Origin of the sequence: Campylobacter sp. TTU-622 (genome assembly GCF_016598965.1) — a bacterium.
Classification (GTDB): domain Bacteria; phylum Campylobacterota; class Campylobacteria; order Campylobacterales; family Campylobacteraceae; genus Campylobacter_D.
On record NZ_JAENKR010000012.1, the window covers coordinates 1 to 23489 of the forward strand.

The 23489-nt window shown below is 29.4% G+C and carries 22 protein-coding genes and 1 pseudogene; 3 read left to right on the forward strand and 20 right to left on the reverse strand.

Translation table 11 applies throughout. The features are described from left to right. Positions 1-17 precede the first annotated feature (17 nt). The 19 genes and pseudogenes from JG677_RS02435 to nspC all read right to left on the reverse strand — a co-directional run bounded on the left by JG677_RS02435 (position 18) and on the right by nspC (position 18682). Positions 18-416, reverse strand: coding sequence for a putative quinol monooxygenase (locus JG677_RS02435; protein ID WP_234126439.1), 399 nt, complete (start codon positions 414-416; stop codon positions 18-20). Then, positions 400-819: a cupin domain-containing protein gene (locus tag JG677_RS02440; RefSeq protein ID WP_200284973.1), complete on the reverse strand. Its 420-nt coding sequence runs from the start codon at positions 817-819 to the stop codon at positions 400-402. Before JG677_RS02440 ends, JG677_RS02435 begins: the two co-directional genes overlap by 17 nt. A gap of 55 nt (positions 820-874) precedes the next feature. After that, positions 875-1852: an aldo/keto reductase gene (locus tag JG677_RS02445; RefSeq protein WP_200284976.1), complete on the reverse strand. Its 978-nt coding sequence runs from the start codon at positions 1850-1852 to the stop codon at positions 875-877. Between the two features lie 9 nt (positions 1853-1861). Continuing rightward, a complete protein-coding gene (locus JG677_RS02450) occupies positions 1862-3001 on the reverse strand; it encodes an alpha/beta hydrolase (RefSeq protein WP_234284622.1) in 1140 nt (379 codons plus the stop codon). Between the two features lie 135 nt (positions 3002-3136). Further along, positions 3137-3922: a carboxymuconolactone decarboxylase family protein gene (locus JG677_RS02455; RefSeq protein ID WP_200217465.1), complete on the reverse strand. Its 786-nt coding sequence runs from the start codon at positions 3920-3922 to the stop codon at positions 3137-3139. Between the two features lie 215 nt (positions 3923-4137). Beyond that, positions 4138-4626: an NAD(P)H-dependent oxidoreductase gene (locus JG677_RS02460; RefSeq protein ID WP_200170197.1), complete on the reverse strand. Its 489-nt coding sequence runs from the start codon at positions 4624-4626 to the stop codon at positions 4138-4140. Positions 4627-4671: 45 nt separating this feature from the next. Then, positions 4672-5852 (reverse strand): annotated as a pseudogene (locus JG677_RS02465) (MFS transporter). Positions 5853-5929: 77 nt separating this feature from the next. After that, the gene (locus JG677_RS02470; RefSeq protein WP_200170199.1) at positions 5930-6355 is read right to left on the reverse strand and encodes a MerR family transcriptional regulator; all 426 of its coding nucleotides are present in this window, start codon (positions 6353-6355) and stop codon (positions 5930-5932) included. A gap of 139 nt (positions 6356-6494) precedes the next feature. Continuing rightward, positions 6495-7427 carry a formate dehydrogenase subunit gamma gene (locus tag JG677_RS02475; RefSeq protein WP_200170200.1) on the reverse strand — a complete coding sequence of 311 codons (933 nt, stop codon included), beginning with the start codon at positions 7425-7427 and terminating at the stop codon, positions 6495-6497. After that, positions 7424-8035 carry a formate dehydrogenase FDH3 subunit beta gene (gene fdh3B / locus JG677_RS02480; protein WP_200284983.1) on the reverse strand — a complete coding sequence of 204 codons (612 nt, stop codon included), beginning with the start codon at positions 8033-8035 and terminating at the stop codon, positions 7424-7426. The genes JG677_RS02475 and fdh3B (JG677_RS02480) overlap by 4 nt, the downstream gene beginning before the upstream one ends. 2 nt (positions 8036-8037) lie before the next feature. After that, positions 8038-10887 (reverse strand): formate dehydrogenase subunit alpha, encoded by a 2850-nt coding sequence (locus tag JG677_RS02485; RefSeq protein WP_200284985.1) that lies wholly within the window; start codon positions 10885-10887, stop codon positions 8038-8040. A gap of 21 nt (positions 10888-10908) precedes the next feature. Further along, complete coding sequence (locus tag JG677_RS02490) at positions 10909-11118, reverse strand: Tat pathway signal protein (RefSeq protein ID WP_200170203.1); 210 nt, start codon at positions 11116-11118, stop codon at positions 10909-10911. 156 nt (positions 11119-11274) lie between these two features. Continuing rightward, positions 11275-11955, reverse strand: a complete 681-nt coding sequence (locus JG677_RS02495; protein WP_200170204.1) for a TorD/DmsD family molecular chaperone — start codon at positions 11953-11955, stop codon at positions 11275-11277. Positions 11956-12003: 48 nt separating this feature from the next. Beyond that, positions 12004-12936 (reverse strand): formate dehydrogenase subunit gamma, encoded by a 933-nt coding sequence (locus tag JG677_RS02500; protein ID WP_200170200.1) that lies wholly within the window; start codon positions 12934-12936, stop codon positions 12004-12006. Continuing rightward, on the reverse strand, positions 12933-13574 hold the full coding sequence (fdh3B, locus tag JG677_RS02505) for a formate dehydrogenase FDH3 subunit beta (RefSeq protein WP_200170205.1): 642 nt from the start codon (positions 13572-13574) through the stop codon (positions 12933-12935). Before fdh3B (JG677_RS02505) ends, JG677_RS02500 begins: the two co-directional genes overlap by 4 nt. Then, positions 13571-16375 carry a formate dehydrogenase subunit alpha gene (locus JG677_RS02510; RefSeq protein WP_200170206.1) on the reverse strand — a complete coding sequence of 935 codons (2805 nt, stop codon included), beginning with the start codon at positions 16373-16375 and terminating at the stop codon, positions 13571-13573. The genes fdh3B (JG677_RS02505) and JG677_RS02510 overlap by 4 nt, the downstream gene beginning before the upstream one ends. Then, complete coding sequence (locus JG677_RS02515; protein WP_200284987.1) at positions 16375-16566, reverse strand: Tat pathway signal protein; 192 nt, start codon at positions 16564-16566, stop codon at positions 16375-16377. Before JG677_RS02515 ends, JG677_RS02510 begins: the two co-directional genes overlap by 1 nt. Further along, positions 16553-17236, reverse strand: coding sequence for a TorD/DmsD family molecular chaperone (locus JG677_RS02520; RefSeq protein ID WP_200284989.1), 684 nt, complete (start codon positions 17234-17236; stop codon positions 16553-16555). Before JG677_RS02520 ends, JG677_RS02515 begins: the two co-directional genes overlap by 14 nt. Positions 17237-17533: 297 nt before the next feature. Beyond that, positions 17534-18682, reverse strand: coding sequence for a carboxynorspermidine decarboxylase (gene nspC / locus JG677_RS02525; protein ID WP_200170209.1), 1149 nt, complete (start codon positions 18680-18682; stop codon positions 17534-17536). Between the two features lie 99 nt (positions 18683-18781). Here nspC and JG677_RS02530 point away from each other — a divergent pair, with 99 nt between their 5' ends. From JG677_RS02530 to bamE, 3 genes are all read left to right on the forward strand, one after another. Next, the gene (locus JG677_RS02530) at positions 18782-20320 is read left to right on the forward strand and encodes a multicopper oxidase family protein (protein ID WP_200170210.1); all 1539 of its coding nucleotides are present in this window, start codon (positions 18782-18784) and stop codon (positions 20318-20320) included. 152 nt (positions 20321-20472) lie between these two features. After that, positions 20473-20667, forward strand: coding sequence for a YqaE/Pmp3 family membrane protein (locus tag JG677_RS02535; protein ID WP_200284991.1), 195 nt, complete (start codon positions 20473-20475; stop codon positions 20665-20667). 11 nt (positions 20668-20678) lie between these two features. Then, on the forward strand, positions 20679-20999 hold the full coding sequence (bamE, locus tag JG677_RS02540) for an outer membrane protein assembly factor BamE domain-containing protein (RefSeq protein ID WP_200284993.1): 321 nt from the start codon (positions 20679-20681) through the stop codon (positions 20997-20999). 76 nt (positions 21000-21075) lie between these two features. On the opposite strand, the gene JG677_RS02545 is transcribed toward bamE, so the two are convergent. Beyond that, the gene (locus JG677_RS02545; protein ID WP_200284995.1) at positions 21076-23403 is read right to left on the reverse strand and encodes an autotransporter outer membrane beta-barrel domain-containing protein; all 2328 of its coding nucleotides are present in this window, start codon (positions 23401-23403) and stop codon (positions 21076-21078) included. Positions 23404-23489: the final 86 nt, after the last annotated feature.

Genomic DNA, 23489 nt, shown 5'->3' on the forward strand with positions numbered 1-23489 from the left:
AAGTTTTATAGATATTATTAAAATTCTTTATTTAATCGCATATTAGGACTTAAAGCTTCTAATGGAATAAATTTTAAACTTTTTACCATATGCAAAGTGCCTTGCTTATATCTTTGAAAATGTTCGCTTTGTATATGCTTTTGATAACTTTCTTCATCTTTATAAGATTCTACAATGCTAAATTTACAAGGATTATCTTTATGAGATAGGGCATAAAGCACCAAAACTCCATCTTCTTCTCTTACGCTTAATTCACTTTCTTCTTTTAGAATTTTTTTATATTCTTCTAAGTATTTGCAATCAACTTCTATTTCTGAAATTTTAACACTCATAAATTCTTGTGCTTGCATATTAACTCCTAAAATAAAAAATAAAGCTAACGCCATTAATTTTATAATTTTATTTTTTTGCTTCATCTAATGCCTCCTTATATTCTTTATCACTTACAAGCTCAAACCACTCTACATTTTTGCCATCTTTTTCACCCGTAAGTGCTATATGTGCCCCACTACTTGTATTGGTTGCACCATGAAAATGTTTTATCCCTATAGGACAACTTATCACATCGCCTTTTTTAGCAATAAATGCTTTTTGTCCTGGTACTTTTGTAAGAATTTCTCCGTTTGTAACAATTAAAGTTTGTCCTTGGGGGTGTGTATGCCACGCACTTCTTGCACTAGGCTCAAATTCAACTAAAGCTCCGCTAAAATTCCTCCACTCATTTGATTTAAACATCATAGAAACTTTTACATTTCCATTAAAAATTTTATTATCTCCTTTAAAACTTTCATGAATTCCTTTGCTTTCAAGTTCTTGCATTTGCACTCCTTCAAGAAGATTACATAAAATCATTATAAGAAATAAACTAATTTTTTTATTTCCCAACTCTAAGAGCTGCTTCACCTGCATAACGATCTCCTTTGATTATTGTTTTATCTAAGATATTCTTTAAATGACTTAATTCATCCTGAGTAAAATCAATATTAATAGCATTAATATTTTCCTCTAATCTTTGTAAATTTGTTGTTCCAAAAATAGGTGCGATAAATGCTTTTTGTGCCAAAACCCAAGCAAGAGCAATTTGTGCTAAAGTAGCATTTTTAGCTTTTGCTATATCTTCTAATGCATAAATTAATTCTAGATTAGCTTTTAAATTCTCACTTTTAAAACGCGGAACTTGTGATCTAAAGTCATTATTTCCAAAAGTAGAATTTGCATCAAATTTACCTGCTAAAAATCCTTTCCCTAAAGGAGAAAAAGGAACAAAACCTATATTTAATTCTTCTAAAACTTTTAAAAGTTCATTTTCAGGTTCTCTCCACCATAAAGAATACTCGCTTTGCACCGCACTAAGTGGGAATACTGCATGAGCTCTTTTAATACTTTGAATTCCTGCTTCACTCATACCCCAAGCTTTGATTTTTCCTTCTTTATAAAAATCGCTCATTAAATTAGCAACTTCTTCAACTGGAACATTTGTATCAACTCTATGTTGATAATAAAGATCAATGCAATCTGTTTGCAAACGCTTCAAACTATCCTCTAAACTTTGTCTGATTTTACCAAGTGTGCTATCTACAATTTGTTTAGTGCCCTCAATTCTAACACCAAATTTTGTTGCTAACACTGCTTCATTTCTAAAAGGTTTTATTGCTTTACCTACTAATTCTTCATTAATAAAAGGACCATAAACTTCAGCTGTATCAAAAAAATCAATACCAAGTTCCTTTGCCTTATGAATGAGTGTTATCATCTCTTTTTCATCTTTAGCTTCTCCATAACCAAAACTCATTCCCATACAACCAAGCCCTAAAACACTCACTTCCAAATTTCTTAATCTTCTTTTTTGCATTTTTTATCCTTAAGCTAAATTTTTTAAATTCTTCTCATAAAAACTTTTAAGTTTATTTAAACTTTCATCTACCGCCTCCTTTTTATAATAAGTTTGTATATGAGTGGCGTTATTTATAGTATAAAGTTTTTTATTTTGAGTTCCAATTGCCTTATCAAAAGCTTCTTTGCTCATATAAGCTGTATCTGCTTTATCACCCACAAGCATAAGTAAAGGCTGATTAATAAGCTCGATTTGATCGGTTGCATCAAAACTCATAAGCTCCATTAAAGAACTTGTTGTATAAATAAAACTAGAATTAGGATGTGCGTGAGTATCACCATAATAAATCATACCCTCACGATAAAGATCAGTAGGAATTTTATCAAGTTCTTCTTTGCTTAATTTTTTTGGAGCAAAACCTGTATAACTTATTTTACCACTTATAGCCTCTAATTCTCTTGCTTTACTTGCATTTAATAATTTTTCTTGGATCTTATCAAGCTCGCTATTTAAAAAACCATTGCGACGCACAAGTCCTGTATTAAAAGCACTTAAAGTTGCCACTGCTTTTAATCTTTTATCTTTTTGTGCTGCTTTTAATGTATAGCCACCTCCTCCACAAATTCCTAAAATTCCTATTCTTTCTTTATCTACTCCTTTAAAAGTATCTAAAAAATCAATTGCTTTAGAGATATCCTCAACTCTACTTGATGGAATATCTTTATTGCGTGGAAAACCTTGGCTTTCTCCTTGATAAAAAGCATCAAAAGCTAAAGTAATATAACCAAGCTCTGCTAATTTTTGTGCAAAAAGCCCTGCAACTTGCTCTTTCACTCCACCATTTGGATGAGCTACAACAATAGCTGGATATTTTAATTTTGCATTAAAATTTGCAGGTAAATAAAGATTAGCTACACTTTTATTGTTTTTTGTTCCATAACTTACTTTTTTAATATTTACCCAACCTTTTTGATTTTTAGCTATAGCATTTTCATAAACCAAACCAAAAGGATTTTTGCTGACATTTTTAAGTGCTTCTTCGCTAGGATTTAAAAAAAGTTTATTAGTTTTTTCTTGTGTGTTTTCTTTTGCCAAAAGATTAGAATCTATTGCTAAAGTTCCTAAAGCTACCATACTTGATGTTTTTAAAAAATCTCTTCTTTGCATTTTTATCCTTTTTTATTAAAAATTAATATTTTTAAATTAAATAAAAACTATTAAATCTTAGCTATCAAAACATTTTTCTATATAATTTAACTAAAAGTATAAAACCTAACATCTAGTGTAAGTCAAGAGTAAATTTTACTTTTTACTTGTTTCTTCTATCAAATTTAGTGCATTTAATGTTTTAGGATAACCTATAAAAGGGCAAATTTGTGTTAAAGTGCTAATTAAAATATCTCTATTATTTTTCATATTAAAATTTCCTTGTATATGACCTTTAAGCTGATTTTCACAGCCTCCTAAACTTGCTAAAAAAACAAAAGTTAAAAGTTCTCTTGTCTTTAAATCCAAACCTTTTCTTGTGTAATAATCTCCAAAACAATTAGAACTTAAAAATTCTCTAATATGCTTCATATCTTCTGGAGTATCTTCATTGCCTTTTAAAATTGCCTCTTTAAATATATACACTTGAAGCTTTAAACCTTCTTCATAACGATTTTCTTTAGTAGTGGTCCCTTGATTTTTAAGTGGTAAAGATATATTGGATTCTTTAAAAATTTTATTACAAAGCTCTAAAAATTTATAAACCTTACTAAAACCTAAATAAGGCACGCTTTGATAAATAAGCTCTTTAATGGCTACAGGATTTATATTTTGTGCTAAAGCTATATTTAAATACTCTTTAAAAAAATCTAAACTACCGCCATTTGCAATTATGGCTGCTAATTTAACTAAATGGGTATTTTGTTTATCTAATTTATTATATTTTGTTACTTCTACTTTACTAAAATAATTAAAAATTTCATAAAATTCAGGATCATTTTGCATTAAAGAATCATTTTCTTTTGCGCTTAATGCAGAATTTATAAAAGTGGTTCCAGCGGCTAAAATCATAGTGTTTTTAAAAAATTTTCTGCGTTGCATTATCGCTCCTTGAAATTTAATTTCAAAAAGTATAAAACATAACAGCTAGTGTAAGTCAAGAGTAAAAATTAATATTTTTAAATTTTTATACACTTTTTAATTTTTCATTATTTTATATTATTAGAAAAATAGCTTTATTTACTACTCTTTCAAAATTTATATTTGATAAAAAGCTATAAGTTTAATAACTTATAGCAAAAAACTATTTTAAATTACTATACTAAGTAATTTTTATAGACATTTAAATCAAGACCATCAACGCTTGCATTAAAAATAGCATAGGGCTTAACACTTTTACAACCTAAATACTCAAAACTATAATAAATAGGCTTTAAAAGCTCTTCTAAAGTAGCACCATGATGGCCATCATAACTTTGTTCAGCCCCACCCAAAGTTGTAATAACTTGAAAAATTTTACCTTTTAAAAGCTCTTTTTCTCCATATAAAATTGCACTTAAAACTCTATCTTGCCATTCTTTAAGCAAACTTGGGGTACTAAACCAAAAAAGCGGAAATTGAAATATAATTTTATCTGCTTCTTTTAGCAAAGCAAGTTCTTTATTAATATCAATTTTTCCATCATTATAGCTTGTGCTAAGATTGTGAATTTTTAAATTATTTATATCTTTTATGCTTTCTAATAAAGCACGATTTACTTTTGAATCTTTCCAAAAAGTATGAGCAAAAATAATTAAAGTTTTCATTTTATCTCCTTTGGTGTAAAATATAAGTTTATTAAATTTTTAAAATTAAAATCTTAATTTCATTTTTTCTATCCTCCTTCTTAATAAAATCATCATAATTCCTAAAATCAACAAAAAAATAGTGCTTATAATGATAAAGCGGGTGTTACTTAAAGATATAACCATCCCACAAATAGCTGTTCCACTACTTAATCCTATATTAGCTACACTTATAAAAAGTCCATTACTCAAATCAGAGGCTTTTGGAAAAGGATGATTTATTATAAAATGTGTGCCATTATTCATTATTCCAGCTAAAATTCCTAATATAAAAGCAAACATAATTAACATAATTTGGCCATAAAAATTAAAAAGTAAAGTATAAAATATGATCATAATCAAAGGCGTTAAAAGTAAAGTAAAATGTGCATTTTTAACAAGAGTTTTTCCTGCTATATAATTACCTATAATATTTGAAAAACCGTAAATAGCTAATACAATACTAATGAAAGTAAAATTCATCTTTGCTACACTATGCAAAAAATCAGAAAAATAAGAATAAAATCCCAAAATTCCAGCATTTACACAGATAACACAAAGAATGCTAATCCACAAAAGTGGATATCTTAAGATAAGCAATTGCTTAGTTATTTTAATAGAATTTATCCTTTTAAAATCAGGTACAAACAACAAAGTTGCTATAAAAGATAAGCTATTTAAAATACAAAAAAATAACATTGCTACTTCAAAGCTAAAATTTCCACCAAAATAACTAGTCATAGGCACACCTAAAACCATCCCTGCACTCACTGCTGCAAAAATCTTAGCTGTAGCTTTTGGGACTTCTTTTTTATCTTCAACTAAATTAGTAGCCATACTTAAAACAAGAGCTATATAAATAGGATGGAAAAAAGCAGGGATAGCTCTAAAAATAAGCAATTGCCAAAACTCATTTACAAAAGCACTTGCCAAAGAAGAAAATACAAAAACTAAAAGACAAATAAGCATTAATTTTTTAGGATTGAAATTTACACAAAGCAAAGGAACTATAGGTGCACAAAAAGTTATTACGAGTGCAAAAACACTCACACTCCAACCTGCATCAGAAATACTCACATGAAAATTTTCAGATACTACAGGAATGATCCCCATCATCCCAAGCTCTGTACTTAAAATTCCAAATACCCTAAACAAAATACTAAAATAATTTGGGAATTAGACATTTTATCTTTGTTTAGGGTTAGCATTTTATCCTTTCGATTTTAAATTTTTAAAAGTATAAAATCTAACATCTAGTGTAAGTCAAGAGTAAAAATTAATATTTTTAAATTTTTACACACCTTTTACATTTAACATAATCTTTGCTTAAAGGATTTAATTCATCTTTATTTTCCATAATCATTTTTTCATAATAATCTATTTTAAAATCAAGTTTTTCCAAAATATTTTCTAATTTCTTTACATCTTTTAATGTTTTTTCTTTTAGTTTTAAAATAATTTCTAATCTCTCTTTTGCTGTATTTTTTCCTTTAATACATAAAAAAATATATTTTTTAACATCCTCTATACTCATACCAATTTGTCTATAACAATCTACCCAAACCACCCACTCTAAATCTTTTTCACTAAAATAACGCACTCCATTTTTATCTTTTTCCACAAAAGGAAACAAACCCTTATCTAACCAAAATCTAAGCGTTCTACTAGAAACTCCTGTTTTTCTTTCTACTTCTATGATTGTATAAGCCATATTTTTCCTTTAACTATATTTTAAAATCAGTAAATATTATTTAAAGTATAACATTAAGATAAAAGAAAAATTAAATCATAATAAAATAAGATAATAATTATAAAGACTTTCTAAAAAATTTTTAGAAAGTCAAACAGTATCAAATTTTCACACTAGAATCATAAGAGAAAGTAGGTTCAATCTGTTTTTTATTGCTTAGTTCTTTATACCAGTAAGAATGGAGTATATAAACTTCTTCTTCTTCTTTATAACCATTAATCATAGAATGGATACTTCCTTTTATAGCAAAAACAGCCATATAAATATGTACTCCAAAAAATACTGCACATACTATTCCTAAGAAATTATGAATAATGGCTGAAATTCTTAAAAGTTCAATTTGAGTTAAACCAAAAAGATTTTGAATTGCTACAGAATTAAAATCAAGAAAATACATAAATCCACCTGTAATTATCATCAAAAAGCCACCAAATACAGCAATATAATACCAAGACTTTTGACCAAAATTAAATTTACCTGCAGGTACTGGACGTTTTACTTTACTTAAATAACCTCCAACTATCATCATCCATCTAATATCATAACTTGCAGGAAGCATTCTTTTAATCCAGCATAAAAACATAGGGATAATAGAAATGATAAATAAAATTGTTGCAAAAGCGTGTAAATTTTTACAAACTCTTACAAAAACTCCTCCTCCAAAATAAGATCCAAACATCATAATAAATCCTGTTGGAACTAAAATAACCCAAGAAATTGCTGCTATAAAATGAAAAATTCTTTCAAATAAAGTAAAGGCATAAATTTTCTTTCCATCGTGAGAGAATTGTTTAGGTCCTATTATCATATAATGTAAAGCAAAAGCAGCTAATACTGCAATTATAGCAATTAAAGCTATAGTGGCTATATATTCACCTTGTAAGGTTGTCCAAAGTTTGCCAAAATTATCATAATTTGGGATATTTGTGATACGATGAAAATCCCAAATTTGAGTATCTTGTCCCATTCTCTCATTGCCATAGGCAAATAAACTTACAAAACTTGTTAAAAGTGCTATTAATACTTTTATCATAAGCGTTCCTTTCTAGTATAAGCAATTTTCCATTCTATACTTTCTGAAGGATTTAAAATACCATAATTTCTATTTGTAAGTCTATTGTGATAAATTTCTTCTATTTTAGAGCTTTCGCCGACTAAAAGTGCTTTTGTTGAACACATAGCCGCACATACTGGCACTTTACCTTCTGCAATACGATTTTGCCCATAAAGTTCTCTTTCTTTTTCTGAATTAGTCTCTTCAGGACCTCCTGCACACATAGTACATTTATCCATAATGCCTTTATTACCAAATACACTATCTTTTGGAAACTGAGGAGCCCCAAAAGGACAAGCATAAAGACAATATCCACAACCTATACAAATCTCTTTATCATGCAAAACAATACCATCAGCACGAATATAAAAACAATCAACAGGACAAACAATAGAACAAGGAGCATCATCACAATGCATACAAGAAATAGAAGTTGAAACTTCTTTTCCTTGAATTCCTTCATTTAAAGTAACCACTTTACGACGATTAATTTCTACAGGTACTTCATGCGCACTTGAACAAGCCACTTGACAAGCAAAACACGAAGTACATCTTTGAGTATCTACAAAAAATTTTATTCTAGTCATATTTATGCCTTTTCTATCCTGCAAAGACCTGCATTAAATTCAGAAATTTGCGTATTAATATCAAAACCATAGTTTGTAATAGTATTTGAACTCTCACCTATAGTATAAGGTTTTGTCCCTTCTGGATAATTGTGACTTAAATCTACTCCTTGTAATATCCCCGCAAAGTTATAAGGCATACAAATTCTGTCTGGAGTTACTGAAAGATTATGAACACATTTTACTTTTATTTTTGTTCCTTGAGGAGAATGTATCCACATCATATCTTCATTTTTTATACCATACTTTAAGGCAAGTTCAGGATGAACATTTGCAAACATTTCAGGAGTAATAGCTGCTAAATATTTACTTGTTCTTTCTAGCATACCTGCGCCACTAAGATTAACAAGTCGCATACTAGAAACAATAATAGGAAATTCTTTACTCCAATCTTTTCTTTGTTGTTCGCTTTTAAAAGCAGTGGTGACACGGAAATTTGGTTTTTCTTGATCGTCCCAAGTAGGATATTTTTGCACTAGATCCCAACGAGGAGAATGGATAGGTTCTCTATGTTTAGGAATAGGATCAGCAAATTCCCAAACTATAGCTCTAGCTCTAGCATTTCCCAAACAACAAGCTCCTAATTGACGACATTTTTCCAAGATAATACCTGAAATATCAGTACTCCAACTAGATCCCATTTTAGCTTTTTCTTCATTACTAAGCTTAATATTAAATACTTTTTCTATATTATCTTTAGTGATTTGCGGATATCCACCTTTGACCTTACAATCTTTTAAGCTTATAGAATCATCTGCAAGCTGACTTACTCCATTATGTTCTAATCCAAAACGATTTCTAAATCCCATACCTCCACGCGCATAAGGAATATCTTTATTCCATAAAATAGCAGTTCCAGGATGTTCTTGATCCCAACAAGGCCAAGGAAGTCCGTAATATTCACCCTTAACTTCTCCACTTAAACCTTCTTGAGTATCAGGATCGAAATTTTCCCAATTTTGTTGATGCTTTCTTAAACGCTCTGCTGAAATTCCACGTAACCCTATGCTTAAAAGTCCATTACTCATCTCAGTTGTTGCATCATCAGGCCAAACAAAAGATTCATTATCTGTTTTCACCTGTTTTAATTCATAATCTAACACTTGCATTTTCATTCCGCGTGTATATTCATCATAAAAACCGAATTTCTTAGCAAAAGCAAACATAATTTCTTGATCTTCTTTACTTTCATATATTGGTTTTACAACTTGAGAACGCCATTGCATAGCACGATTTGTAGCTGTTACATAACCTTCACTTTCAAATTGAGTTGAAGCTGGAATAATATAAATTCCATCTGGACGATCAGCTAAAACCGCTACCTCATTAACAAAAGGTTCAGCAATAACTATCATATCAAGTTTTTTAAGAGCTTCTTGAATTTTAACCGTATGCGCCATAGAAGTAATTCCCGTGCCTTGAACCCAAAGAACACGTATGTTTGAATTTGAAACGACTTTATCATTCCCATAAGGTATAACACCTTTAACGCCTTGCCACCATTTAGCAAGAGAAAATCCTTTCTCATTCATCCAATTTTTACCATCACTTGGGGGTGCAAAACGACTTTTCATATATTCCATATCCACTCCCCAAACATTACAAAAATGCTCCCAAGCATCATTACCTAAACCATAATAAGCTGGTAAGGTATCAGCTAGACAACCCATATCAGTAGCGCCTTGAACATTATCGTGTCCGCGAATAATATTTGTTCCAGCTCCTTCTTTACCTACATTACCTAAAACAAGTTGTAAAATCGCTAAAACACGCGTATTTGAACTACCAACAGAATGCTGAGTAATACCTAAAGCCCAAAAAAGTGTAGCAGGTTTAATTGTTGCTAGCATTTGAGTAATTTTTTCAAGTTGAGCTGCTGGAACACCTGTGACATTTTCAACTTCTTCAGGAGTCCATTTTGCAGCTTCTTCTTTGATTTCATCAACACCATAAGAACGTGTTTTGATAAATTCTTTATCTTCCCAACCATTTTTAAAGATAAGATGAAGCATACCATAGACTAAAGCTATATCTGTCCCTGGGCGAATTCTTACGTATTCATCTGCATGAACAGCAGTTTTTGTATAAACAGGATCTACTACAACTAATTTTGCATTATTTCGATCTTTTGCACGAAGTAAATGTTTAAAACCTATAGGATTTGCAACCGCAGTATTGGCTCCAAAAATAATCATCATTTTTGAATTTTTACAAACATCGCCAAAATGATTTGTCATAGCACCATAACCCCATGTATTTGCCACACCGGCAACTGTTGCACTATGTCAAATTCTAGCTACATGATCTATATTATTTGTTCCCCAAAAAGCTGCAAATTTTCTAAAATAATAAGCTTGTTGATTATTAAATTTAGCAGAACCTAAAAACATAACACTATCAGGTCCACTTTCATTACGGATATCAAGCATCTTATCGCCTATTTCATTAATAGCTTGTTCCCAACTTAAACGAATCCATTTACCATTTTCTTTTTTCATAGGATATTTAATACGTTGTTTTGATTTGGTAAGATCAATTTGATCAATCCCTTTACAACAATGAGAACCTTGAGAAATAGGATGTTCTACAGCATTTTCTTGACGCACCCAAACACCATCTTGAACTTCGGCTTTTATCCCACAACCCGCACTACAAATAGTACAAATTGTTCGAACTATTTTTGAATTAGGATAAGGATTTGCAATTTCTTCTTCGCTAGCTTGACGTAAATTTTTATTTTCTACACCAAAAGCACTAGTTGCTAAAGAAGATATAGCTGCAAATTTTAAAAAATTCCTTCTAGCTAATACCATTTTATTCCTTTCTTTAGTTTTTTAATAAGCTGCTTTATAATAAGCTTCCCAATGAGCTGTTTCTTGATAAAGAACTTCATTTTTATTGCTTTTGCCAAATATAACATTCTTTTCTTTATCTAAAAGTTCTGTTTGTGTTGCTGCTTTTGCTACACTTGAAACAACTAAAGCAGTTGCTCCTACTTTTAAAGACTTACGAAGAAAATTACGCCTTGATGAATTTCCATTCATATACTCCCCTTTTTATAATTTTAAGTAAATTTTGAATATTTTTAAATACTCTATATATCGATAAATATACTCAAATTTATTCAAATTCTACATAATTAAATATAAAAAAAAATTAAAAGCGTAAATTATCAATAAAATAAAGGACGATTATAGAGTTTAAAGTTTGCTTAACTCATCAATATTAATTTTACTAAATTGAGTTGGAAGTTTTGATTCATAAGGTAAACGCTCTAAGGCAATATCGGCTATGCTTTTAGAAGTTGTTTTTTTAGGTTTTTCTAAATTCAAAATACTTCTCTCAAATTTAAAAAATACCTCCATAATATTTCCAAAATGGATAAAAAAATTAGAATTTTTATGAATTTTTAATTTTTCAATAAATTCATCAATTACTGAATTTAAAATTTTTTCAAAAAATTCTTTTGCTAATTCTTTATCAAAATCAATCAAATAAGGCATTAAAGCGAAAATAAAACCAAATTCATCTTCACTTTGTGATGATTTTTCATCTTTTCTATAAGGACTTTTACGTAAAATTGCACAAGCTTGGAGTTTTTTTCTACCATCATCTCTTCCTTCATCATAAAACGAAGCTGTAGTAGGAACATTTACATAAGAAAAATCAAAAAATACTGCATTTTGTTCCTGTAAAAAAGTTTTTAAATCATAAGTTAAAATAATCTCAAAATCTTTAGTAAGCTTATCTTCTAAAGGAATTTGACTTAAAAATTTTGCCTGCGTTATAAAAATATTAAATTTTTCTTCATCTATAAAATCAAAAGCTAAAGAAAAAAATTCATAAAAATATTTTCTTGTAATTTGAATTTGTTCTTGCATATAATTTCCTAAACTAATTTTAGGAAATTATAGCATAATAAAAACACATCAAATTTTCACACTAGAATCATAAGAGAAAGTAGGTTCAATCTGTTTTTTATTGCTTAGTTCTTTATACCAGTAAGAATGGAGTATATAAACTTCTTCTTCTTCTTTATAACCATTAATCATAGAATGGATACTTCCTTTTATAGCAAAAACAGCCATATAAATATGTACTCCAAAAAATACTGCACATACTATTCCTAAGAAATTATGAATAATGGCTGAAATTCTTAAAAGTTCAATTTGAGTTAAACCAAAAAGATTTTGAATTGCTACAGAATTAAAATCAAGAAAATACATAAATCCACCTGTAATTATCATCAAAAAGCCACCAAATACAGCAATATAATACCAAGACTTTTGACCAAAATTAAATTTACCTGCAGGTACTGGACGTTTTACTTTACTTAAATAACCTCCAACTATCATCATCCATCTAATATCATAACTTGCAGGAAGCATTCTTTTAATCCAGCATAAAAACATAGGGATAATAGAAATGATAAATAAAATTGTTGCAAAAGCGTGTAAATTTTTACAAACTCTTACAAAAACTCCTCCTCCAAAATAAGATCCAAACATCATAATAAATCCTGTTGGAACTAAAATAACCCAAGAAATTGCTGCTATAAAATGAAAAATTCTTTCAAATAAAGTAAAGGCATAAATTTTCTTTCCATCGTGAGAGAATTGTTTAGGTCCTATTATCATATAATGTAAAGCAAAAGCAGCTAATACTGCAATTATAGCAATTAAAGCTATAGTGGCTATATATTCACCTTGTAAGGTTGTCCAAAGTTTGCCAAAATTATCATAATTTGGGATATTTGTGATACGATGAAAATCCCAAATTTGAGTATCTTGTCCCATTCTCTCATTGCCATAGGCAAATAAACTTACAAAACTTGTTAAAAGTGCTATTAATACTTTTATCATAAGCGTTCCTTTCTAGTATAAGCAATTTTCCATTCTATACTTTCTGAAGGATTTAAAATACCATAATTTCTATTTGTAAGTCTATTGTGATAAATTTCTTCTATTTTAGAGCTTTCGCCGACTAAAAGTGCTTTTGTTGAACACATAGCCGCACATACTGGCACTTTACCTTCTGCAATACGATTTTGCCCATAAAGTTCTCTTTCTTTTTCTGAATTAGTCTCTTCAGGACCTCCTGCACACATAGTACATTTATCCATAATGCCTTTATTACCAAATACACTATCTTTTGGAAACTGAGGAGCCCCAAAAGGACAAGCATAAAGACAATATCCACAACCTATACAAATCTCTTTATCATGCAAAACAATACCATCAGCACGAATATAAAAACAATCAACAGGACAAACAATAGAACAAGGAGCATCATCACAATGCATACAAGAAATAGAAGTTGAAACTTCTTTTCCTTGAATTCCTTCATTTAAGGTGATTACACGACGACGGCGAATATGAATAGGAAGTTCATGCGCTTCATCACAAGCTACCGCACAGCCATTACAATCGATACAACGCTCATTATCACAAAAGAATTTTAAACGTTCTTTTTCTAAATTTGCAAAATTTATTTTACTCATTTTCCATCCTTGCTGATTCTACAAAGCCCACCTTTAGTCTCTGGAATCTGACACATAATATCATAACCATAATTTGTTACAGTATTTGCACTTTCTCCACTTGCATAAGGTTTAGTTCCTTTAGGGAAATTGTGAGTTAAATCTACTCCTTGCATTACACCCGTAAAATGAAAAGGTAAGAAAATCATATCTTTTGCTATGCCTGGATTAACCTTTACTCTAACATGAATTTTAGTTCCCTCTGGAGAATGCACCCAAATCATATCCCCTGCTTTAATATCTTGCTCTTTTGCTAACTCAGGATTAATCTCGCAAAACATTTCAGGAGTTAAGCGTGTTAGATACATAGACGCTCTATTTTCCATACCTGCACCATTTAAATTTACAAGCCTTGCAGTAACAAGATTAAGTGGGAATTCTTTAGAATAATCTTTTGCTTGTTGCACAGAAATAAATTTAGTATCCACACGATAAAGTGCTTTTTGATCTTCAAAACTAGGATATTTTTGCACTAAATCATTTCTTGGAGAATGAAGTGGTTCGCGGTGAAGTGGAATTTTATCTTTAAAAGTCCAAACAATAGCTCTAGCTTTAGCATTTCCATAAGGAACAATACCTTTTTCTATACATTTAGTCGCAATAATATCACTATCATCATAAGACCAAGTTGATCCCATTTTTTCTTTTTCTTCTGCACTTAAAGTAATGCCTAAAACTTTTTCTATATTATCTTTAGTGATTTGCGGATATCCTACATTAATAGGTGAATTTAAAGGTGCATTTTTAGCTAATAAACTTTCACCTTCATATTCAAGCCCAAAATTATTTCTAAAACCCATACCGCCTTTTGCCACTTCGATATCAGTATTATAAAGTACAGGAGAACCTGGATGTTTATCGCTCCAGCAAGGCCAAGGAAGTCCGTAATATTCACCCGCAACTTCATCTTTTCCCTCTAAAGTTACCTCATCAAATTTATCCCAATACAAAGTATGTTTTTTAAGCCTCTCAGGACTCCAACCATTAAGTCCTATACTTCTAACTGCTTTTGCAATTTCTTTTGTAGCATTTTCAGGCCAAACAATTTCACCTTTTTCATCACGTAAAGTTTTAGTAAAGTCTTCATAAAAACCTAATTTTTTAGCAAGCTCAAATAAAATTTCTTGATCTTCTTTGCTTTCATAAAGTGGATCTACAACCTTAAATCTCCATTGTCCGCTACGATTTGTTGCAGTTACACTTCCACTTGTTTCAAACTGCGTTGCTGCAGGTAAAAGATAAATTCCATCTTTTCTTTCTGCGATGATTCCTGCTTCATTTACAAAAGGATCTGCCAAAACTAAAAGTTCTAAAGCTTCCAAACCTTCTTTAACTTTAGCTTGTTGTGCGGTCGAAGTAATACCATTTCCCATAACTACTAAAGCTTTTAAAGGCGTTCCTGCATTATCAATAGCATCATTTCCATCTTTTCCATTTAAAGCTGCTGCCCACCATCTAGCAAGTGAAAGTCCAGTTTTATGCATCCAATCTTTACTTACAAAATTCCCTAAAAGCCATTCATAATCCACACCCCAAATTTTAGCGTAATATCTCCAAGTTGCTTCATTTAAAGGATAATAACCTGGTAAATTTTCACTCAAACACGCCATATCTGAAGCACCTTGAACATTATCGTGTCCGCGTAAGATATTAACTCCACCGCCAAATTTACCTATGTTTCCAAGTACCATTTGCACAATAGGTGCTAAACGTGTATTTGAAGTTCCTACAGTGTGTTGAGTTAAACCCATAGCCCAAATAAGCGTAGTTGGTTTATTTTTAGCGACTTCATAGGTAATTTTTATTAAAAGTTCTTTTGGAATTCCTGTAACATTTTCTACTTCCTCAGCTGTCCATTTTGCAGCTTCTTCGCGAATTTTATCTATACCAAAAACTCTTTCATCAATATATTTTGTATCTTCTAAACCTTCATCAAAAATAATTTTTAACATTCCATACATAAAGGCAATATCTGTTCCTGGACGAATTCTTGCATAAATATCTGCCTTAGCTGCACTTTTTGTAAATCTAGGATCTACAACTATAAGTTTAGCACCTTTTTCTTTTGCCTTTAAAAAATGCCTAAAGCCTACTGGGTGATTTACTGCTGGATTTGCTCCAATAATAATAATACATTTACTTCTTTGAATGTCTCCAAGATGGTTTGTCATAGCGCCATAACCAAATGTATTCGCCACACCGGCGACTGTTGCGCTGTGTCAAATTCTAGCTTGATGATCTACATTATTTGTTCCAAAAAATGCTGCAAATTTTCTTATATAATAAGCTTGTTCATTATTAAGCTTTGCAGAACCTAAAAACATAACACTTTCAGGATTTTCTTTGCGATAAGTGGCTAGCTTTTCTCCAATTTCACTTAAAGCTTGTTCGTATGAAATGCGTTTCCACTCTCCATTTTCTTTTTTCATAGGATATTTTAAACGCACATGAGAACGCACCATATCGATCATATCAGAACCTTTGCAGCAGTGTCCGCCTAAACTTATAGGATGATCTTGGGCAATTTCTTGACGTACCCAAACACCATTTTGCACTTCTGCAATAATGCCACAACCAACAGAACAAGCTGTACAAATTGTTTTTACTTTTTTACTTCCCTCATAAGCTTCTTTAATTTCGCTATCATTTACCTCTCTAATGTTTTCACTTCTTGCTAAAAGAGGTGTTGCTAAAGAAGAAAGTGCAGCCATTTTTAAAAAATTACGACGATTAAGTTTAATACTTGCATTCATACTTGACATCACTCAGCCTTTATATAATAATTTTCCCAATTAGTACTTCTTTGAAAAAGCACTTCTTTTTTTTTGCTTTTACCTTTGATTAAATCTTTGCGATCTTCATCTTTAGCCAAAGCTAAACTTGCACCAGATAACAACCCAGCACTACCTAAAGCTAATACTGATCGTTTAAGAAATTCTCTACGATTTTTCACCCAACCTCCTTTTTTTATTTACCTCTCTTCTTAAGAATTCAGATCTAGATAAATCATTTTGTACTTTTTTAGTAGTATTTCTTATATTTTTGCCAAGCCCAAAACAAGATCTTTCAAATTCTATAAAAGCACTTAAGATATAAGCTACTTCTTTATAAAGCTTTGCTTCTTCATTTTCTAAAATTAAAATAATAAACTCATCAATACTTTGATTAATAACTTTTTCAAATAATTCTTTTGCCAAAATATCTTCTTCTTGTTTTAAAAACTCACTCATTAAAAAAAAGCAAAATCCTATATGATCTTCACTTTCTTTGAAAAATTTTTCATTACGCCTTATTTTGCTTTTTATAAGAATTTCTCTAACGCAAATAAGTGCTCTTGAATTTTCAAAACCTTCTTCAATATAAGAAAAAGTTATAGGAATAGAATTTTTAAGAGATAAAAAAAGATTTTCATATTCATCAAAAAATAAATTTAATTTTGTTTTAGAATTTTCAATCAAAATATCAAAACTATTAATTAAATTTTCATCAAATGAAGTTTCTTTCATCATCTTTAGACAATCATTTAAAAAAGCTAATCGTTGCTTAGAAAAAGAAAATACAAAAAGTTCTCCAAAGCACTGATAATAAAGACTTCTAGCTAATCTTAATTTTGCTAAATCCATACAAAATCCTAGATAAAATTCTTTGCTAAAAATTTAGGAAATAAAATAAGTTTTTATTATGCAAATATAGCCTAATATTTGATTTTACCTTATTTTATACAAGTTTTATCTTAGTATGATTTGTTTTAAAAAAAACTGAATTTTATAAAAAAAATTAAGGCTTAAAATTTGCTCAAATAGCTATAATATAGATATTATATAATATAAATGCTTATTATAAATATTCTATAAAAAATCTCAATTAAAATTTACAAAAATTCATTAATATAAATTATTTTATGCTATTTAGGAATAATATTAATTCCTTCTAGCATAGTCTTCATAAGAAAATTCTCTCACCATTTGAAGTTTATTTTGTTTATTTGCAAGCATTAAATTAGGAAGTATTACTCCATTAAAAGTGGTATTTTTAACTATAGAATAATGAATTTGATCCAAAAATACTATTTTATCCCCTCGCTTTAATTCTTTTTTAAAAGCATATTCTCCCATTACATCTCCAGCCAAACAAGTATTACCTGTTAAAAGATAAGCAAATTCTCCTTTTTGCAAATTTGAAATCTTTTCATTTTCTCTTGTTGCTAAAATTCTTGCATTTAAAACCTCACTTGTATAAGGCATAATAATAGTATCTGGCATATGAGCTTCACTTGAAACATCTAAAATGGCTATTTTTTTCTCATTTTCTACTATATCAATTACGCTTGCTAGTAAAATACCACATTGCCAACCAACTGCCTCACCAGGTTCAAGATATACTTGCACTCCATATTTATCGCTAAATTCCTTACAAAGCCTAATTAATTTTTTCACATCATAACCTTTTTTGGTTATATGATGCCCTCCTCCAAAATTAATCCATTGCATTTTCTTAATCCATTTGCCAAATTTTGTTTCAAATACTTTTAAAACAGCTTCTAAAGCATCAGCACTTTCCTCGCATAAAGCGTGAAAATGAAGTCCCTTTACGTCGCTTAAATTTGCATTTTCTAAATCTTTACTTAAAATTCCAAGTCTTGAATATCTTCCACAAGGATTATAAAGCTCTTTTGGTGCTAAAGAAAATTCTAAATTACAACGAAGTCCTAAGGAATTTTTAGAGCATAAATTTCTAAATTTTTCAAACTGATATAAAGAATTAAACACTATATGATGAGATAAATCTGAAATTTCTTTTATTTCATCTTCTTTAAAAGCAGGAGAATAAGTATGAATTTCTTTATCCATATATTCTTTAGCAAATTTAGCTTCCCAAAGTCCGCTACAAGTGCAACCTTGCAAATATTCTCCTACTATCTTTAAAGCTCCTGAAAAAGCAAAACCTTTTAAAGCCAATAAAATTTTTACTTCGCTTTCTTTTGCTACAAAAGCTAACAACTCACAATTTTTACGCAATTTTTCTTCTTCTAAAATATAAGCTGGAGTTTTTACATTAAAATCAAACATTTTATTACCTTAAAAAATATTTCATAATGCGTATTTTAACATTTACTAACATTTAAATTTTAAATAATATAATGAAAAATCTAAGCAAAAAGGATAAAAATGGATAGAAGACAATTTTTAAAATTTAATATTTTAGCAGGTGCTAGTGCAAGTATAGCTTATGCTGCAAATTCTCATAATATGCACAATATGCATTCTATGAATTTAGCACACTCTTCAAATATAGATACAAGTTTTATAAAATTAAGCAAAAAAGTAAATTTAATAGATGAAGAAAAATTCCCAGCACATCAAAATTTAAATTCTTTAAAACTTCTAAAAAACGAAAGCAAAGAAAAAAATTTTTTTAGAGCTACCATAGAAATTAAAGAAAGTCAATTAGAAATTATTAAGGGTTTTAAAACCAAATTTTACACTTATAATGATCTTATTCCTGGACCTAAAATAGAAGTTTATGAAGGAGATACTATAGAAATTTTAGTTAAAAACAAACTCAAAGAGCCAACTACGATCCATTGGCACGGACTTCCGGTGCCACCTGATCAAGATGGCAATCCTCACGATCCTATCTTAGCAGGAAGAGAAAGAATTTACCGCTTTACTTTACCGCAAAATTGTGCAGGAACTTATTGGTATCATCCACACCCTCACTACATCACAGCCAAACAAGTTTTTATGGGTCTAGCTGGAGCTTTTGTAGTAAAAGCTAAAAAAGATGCTTTATCTCATTTAGAAGAAAAAGATTTAGTTATTAGTGATTTACGCTTAGATGATAAAGCTCAAATTCCTGAAAATAATTTAAATGATTGGCTCAATGGCAGAGAAGGAGAAATCGTTTTAATCAATGGACAATTAAAACCAAAAATTACAATCAATGCAGAAAGGATACGTATTTATAATTTTTGCTCAGCAAGATATTTAAATTTAAAAATTCAAAATGCAAAATTCATTCTTGTTGGCACAGATGGAGGGCTTATAGAAAAACCTATAGAACAAGAAGAATTATTCTTATCCCCTGCTTCTAGGGTTGAAGTTTTAATAAAAGCTGATAAATTTGGTGAGTTTAAATTAGAAAGTCTTTATTATGATAGGGATAAAATGCTTGTAAAAGAAGAACCTAAAAATTTATTTTTAGCAGATATTAAAATAGAAAAAAATCCTATCAATATCCCTTCAACTTTAAAAAAATTCGAAAAACAAAAAGAACCTAAGAATTTTAAAGAAGTTATCATGAGTGAAGATCATATGCAAATGCACGGCATAGATAAAAAAAGTGAAGATGAGATAAAAAAATCTCTTGCTTCTATGTTTTTACTTAATGGAAAAGTTTTTGATATGAAACGCATTGATCTTAAATCAAAATTAAATGAAGTAGAAGATTGGATTATTATAAATAAATCTCATATGGATCATCCTTTTCATATACACGGAACACAATTTGAACTTATAAGCTCTAAATTAAATGACAAAACTACAAAAGCAAATTTTAGAGCCTTAAGAGATACCATTAATGTGCGTCCAAATGAAGAATTAAGACTTAGAATGGTGCAAAATTATGAAGGTATTAGAATGTATCATTGCCATATTTTAGAACACGAAGATTTGGGTATGATGGGTATCTTAGAAATACAAAAATAAATTTCAATACCTTTTGGTATTGAAATAAAATAATTTTAATCTACAATTTTTCACCAAAACTCTACAAAAATCTAGTCTTTAAAATTATACTTAAGCTTATTTTTATGGGGGGGGGTATAATAGAAATTTCATAATTTTAACAAAGGATAAATATGAGATTAATAATTTGTTTTATTTTGCCTTGGCTTGGTTTTTTAACTATTAAAAGACCCTTTGCTGCTTTAATTTGTCTTATTTTGCAAATCACTCTTATTGGTTGGTTACCTGCTATGGTTTGGGCTGTCTATGCTCTTAATCAATATAAAGTTGAGCAAAAAATCTCAAAAGTCTTAAAAAATAAACAATAAAAGGAATTTTTATGAAATATATTTTATGGATTTTTTTAGGTTTTATTTTAAGTGCTTGCTATCAAAAAGGTTTAGAAGTTAATCAAAATAAACTAGATACTATTATTATAGGAAAAAGCACACAAGAAGATGTAGAAAAAATTATAGGCCATCCTGTAAGAAAAACAAATATAGGCAATAAAGAGATATGGTATTATGATTTTACAAGAATTACTTCTTTGCCAGGATTTGATAAAGATGAAAGTACTGTTTTTGAATTTAATAAAAAAGGTGTAGTAGTCAAAAAATACAAAACTCAAGGCTCAGGAAATGGTAATCCTTTACTCAACTAAAATAAATATTTGCAATAAAAGAATTTTTCTAATAGAATAAACTCTATTAGAAAAATTTAATCAATCAAGCAAACAATTAAAACTTATACTTAAGTCCTACTTGTCCGCTTATATAGGTTTCATTTTTATTGTCTACTTTACCATTTAATATTTGTTTAGCACCAACTCCAGCATTAAAACTTAATCTTTCATTGATGTTTAAATTACCACCTAATACTACTTGAGCGTAAGTTTTTTTATTATCATTTGCTTTTACACTTGTAAAAAAAGCGTTATTTACAGCTAGATTTGCCACATAATCATCTCCATTATTAATAATAAATTGCTCTATTTTTGGAGTGATAAAAAGATAAGAACTTTCATTCATATATTTTCTAAATTCAGCTCCTATTTCAAGAGAAAAAGAATTATTGCTCATAGAATCAATATTTTTAGAAACAAGTCCTTTATCTGTATAAGATGGAGTATAGCTATAATAATAATTTATACCCGCAAAAGGCTTAATAAATAAAGTATTATTGCTAAAATCAAATATATGACCCAAACTTGCACTAAGTCCAAAGAATTTGCTTGTATAATCAGCCTTATAAGCTCCATCAACTAAAACATTATTTTGATTGGTAGGTGAAATTTGCCCATAAGCTCTTAAATTTAACTCTGTTTTAGGATTTAAATTGATTATAGAATAAAAACCTAATTGAAAATTATCACTTTTTTGTTCTAAAAGTTTATCTTTAATGGTTGATTTTGCATAGGTAAAATAAGTCCCTAGTAAAACATTATCCTTTGCTTGTTTATCAGCACCTATAGTAGCACCATATAAAGCCGCACTATCGCCATCTATAATATTAGCTCCACCAAAAGCATTTGCCCATACGCTATTAGCATAATCATTTATATAATTTGGTCTCATATCACTTTCTAAAGCGGCAAATTTTAGATTGCTCATTTTTAAAGCATAATTTCCATAAGGATTATTAAGCATTGCTATTCTTTGAGTAATAGCTACATCATTGGATACGTTTATGGTGGTATTAGTTGCATTAGAAGCTGAGTTGAGATTAGATATATTTTTTCCTGTATTATCTGTATCTTTTTTAATATTTAGTGCTAATTCAACACCCTCTCTACTGGCTAAATCAGCCCCTATTGCTCCCAATAAAACAGCCACATCCCTTAAAACTAAAACCGCATTTTTATCATTTCCTGCTAAATTTGGAGCTATGGTTTGTAAATATTTATCATCATCTATCTTGCCACCATTTTCATTTGCCTCGTTAATGAGTTTTTGAATTTCGCTTTTTTGATTTTCAAGATCTGCTTTTGCCAACTCATAACCTTGAGCACTTGTATCTAGTTCAGCCAATAATGCATCTAAAGCAACTATATCTACTTTTAATTGAGTAAGAAGATTTTTAGCATTAGCATTTGCCCCTCCATTAATAACCAAACATTTATCACCACTACAATTTTTAATATCAAATTTATAATCAACAAGAGATCCAAAAGAATTATCCGAAGCTGAAATATCTATAGTATAGCCAGTATGAAGAATATCTTTATATTTGTTTTTATCCTTTAAAATTTCATTATTGGTACTTAAATAAGAGTTTAAATCTTTAAATAAAACAGCTCCAGCCGCATTATTAGTACTCTTATCTAAAATATCACTATTAAATTCTTTTGCTCTTATTAAGACAAAATCATTTGCTTCAAGCTCGCTATAATTTGTTCTTAAAATACCAAAATTTGAATTTTTAATAGTAGCTGTTCCATTTACCCTAAAAGCATTTTCTACATTGGATAAAATCAAAGTTTTAAAAGCATTAAAATTTCCATTGATAGTTAAAGAACCTGTATTAATTTGATTGGCCAAAGAAGCACCACCTCCTCCTATACCTATAACTGAACCCGCTTCTTCATCATTTACTGGAGCATCTTCTGTTGTGCCTACCACACTAAAATCTGCATTAATCGTCGAAGGTTTTGTAAAATGAAATATAATATCATTAGCTTCAACTTTTTTAGCGCTAGCATTAAGATTATTTATATTAACTGGATTCTTTTGTTCTGCTAGTAATTTTTTATTGTTATTATTAAAAGTTAAAGTTTTATCCTTAGCTAATTCGATATTTAGTTTCATTTCTTCTTGATTAATTTCATCATTTCCATCATAATCAGGAAAATCCCAAATTCCAATATTTATAATAGTATCTTCATTTAATCCAAAAGTAGGAATCCAAGTTTGAGTATTTTTATCATATTGAAATTTATCTTGGAAATTACTCCCTGATTCTTGATAATTTATATCAATAGTTTGACTTGCTAATGCATTTGCATTTAAAATAGCCCCCAAACTTAACCCTAATAAAACTTTGTTTGCATAAAATGAGGTTTTAATCATAAATTTTCTCCTTAAAAAAATAAAAAATGATTATACCCCCCCCCCCTTTTTTTTTAAAGCTATTTTAAAATCAACTATTTTTATAA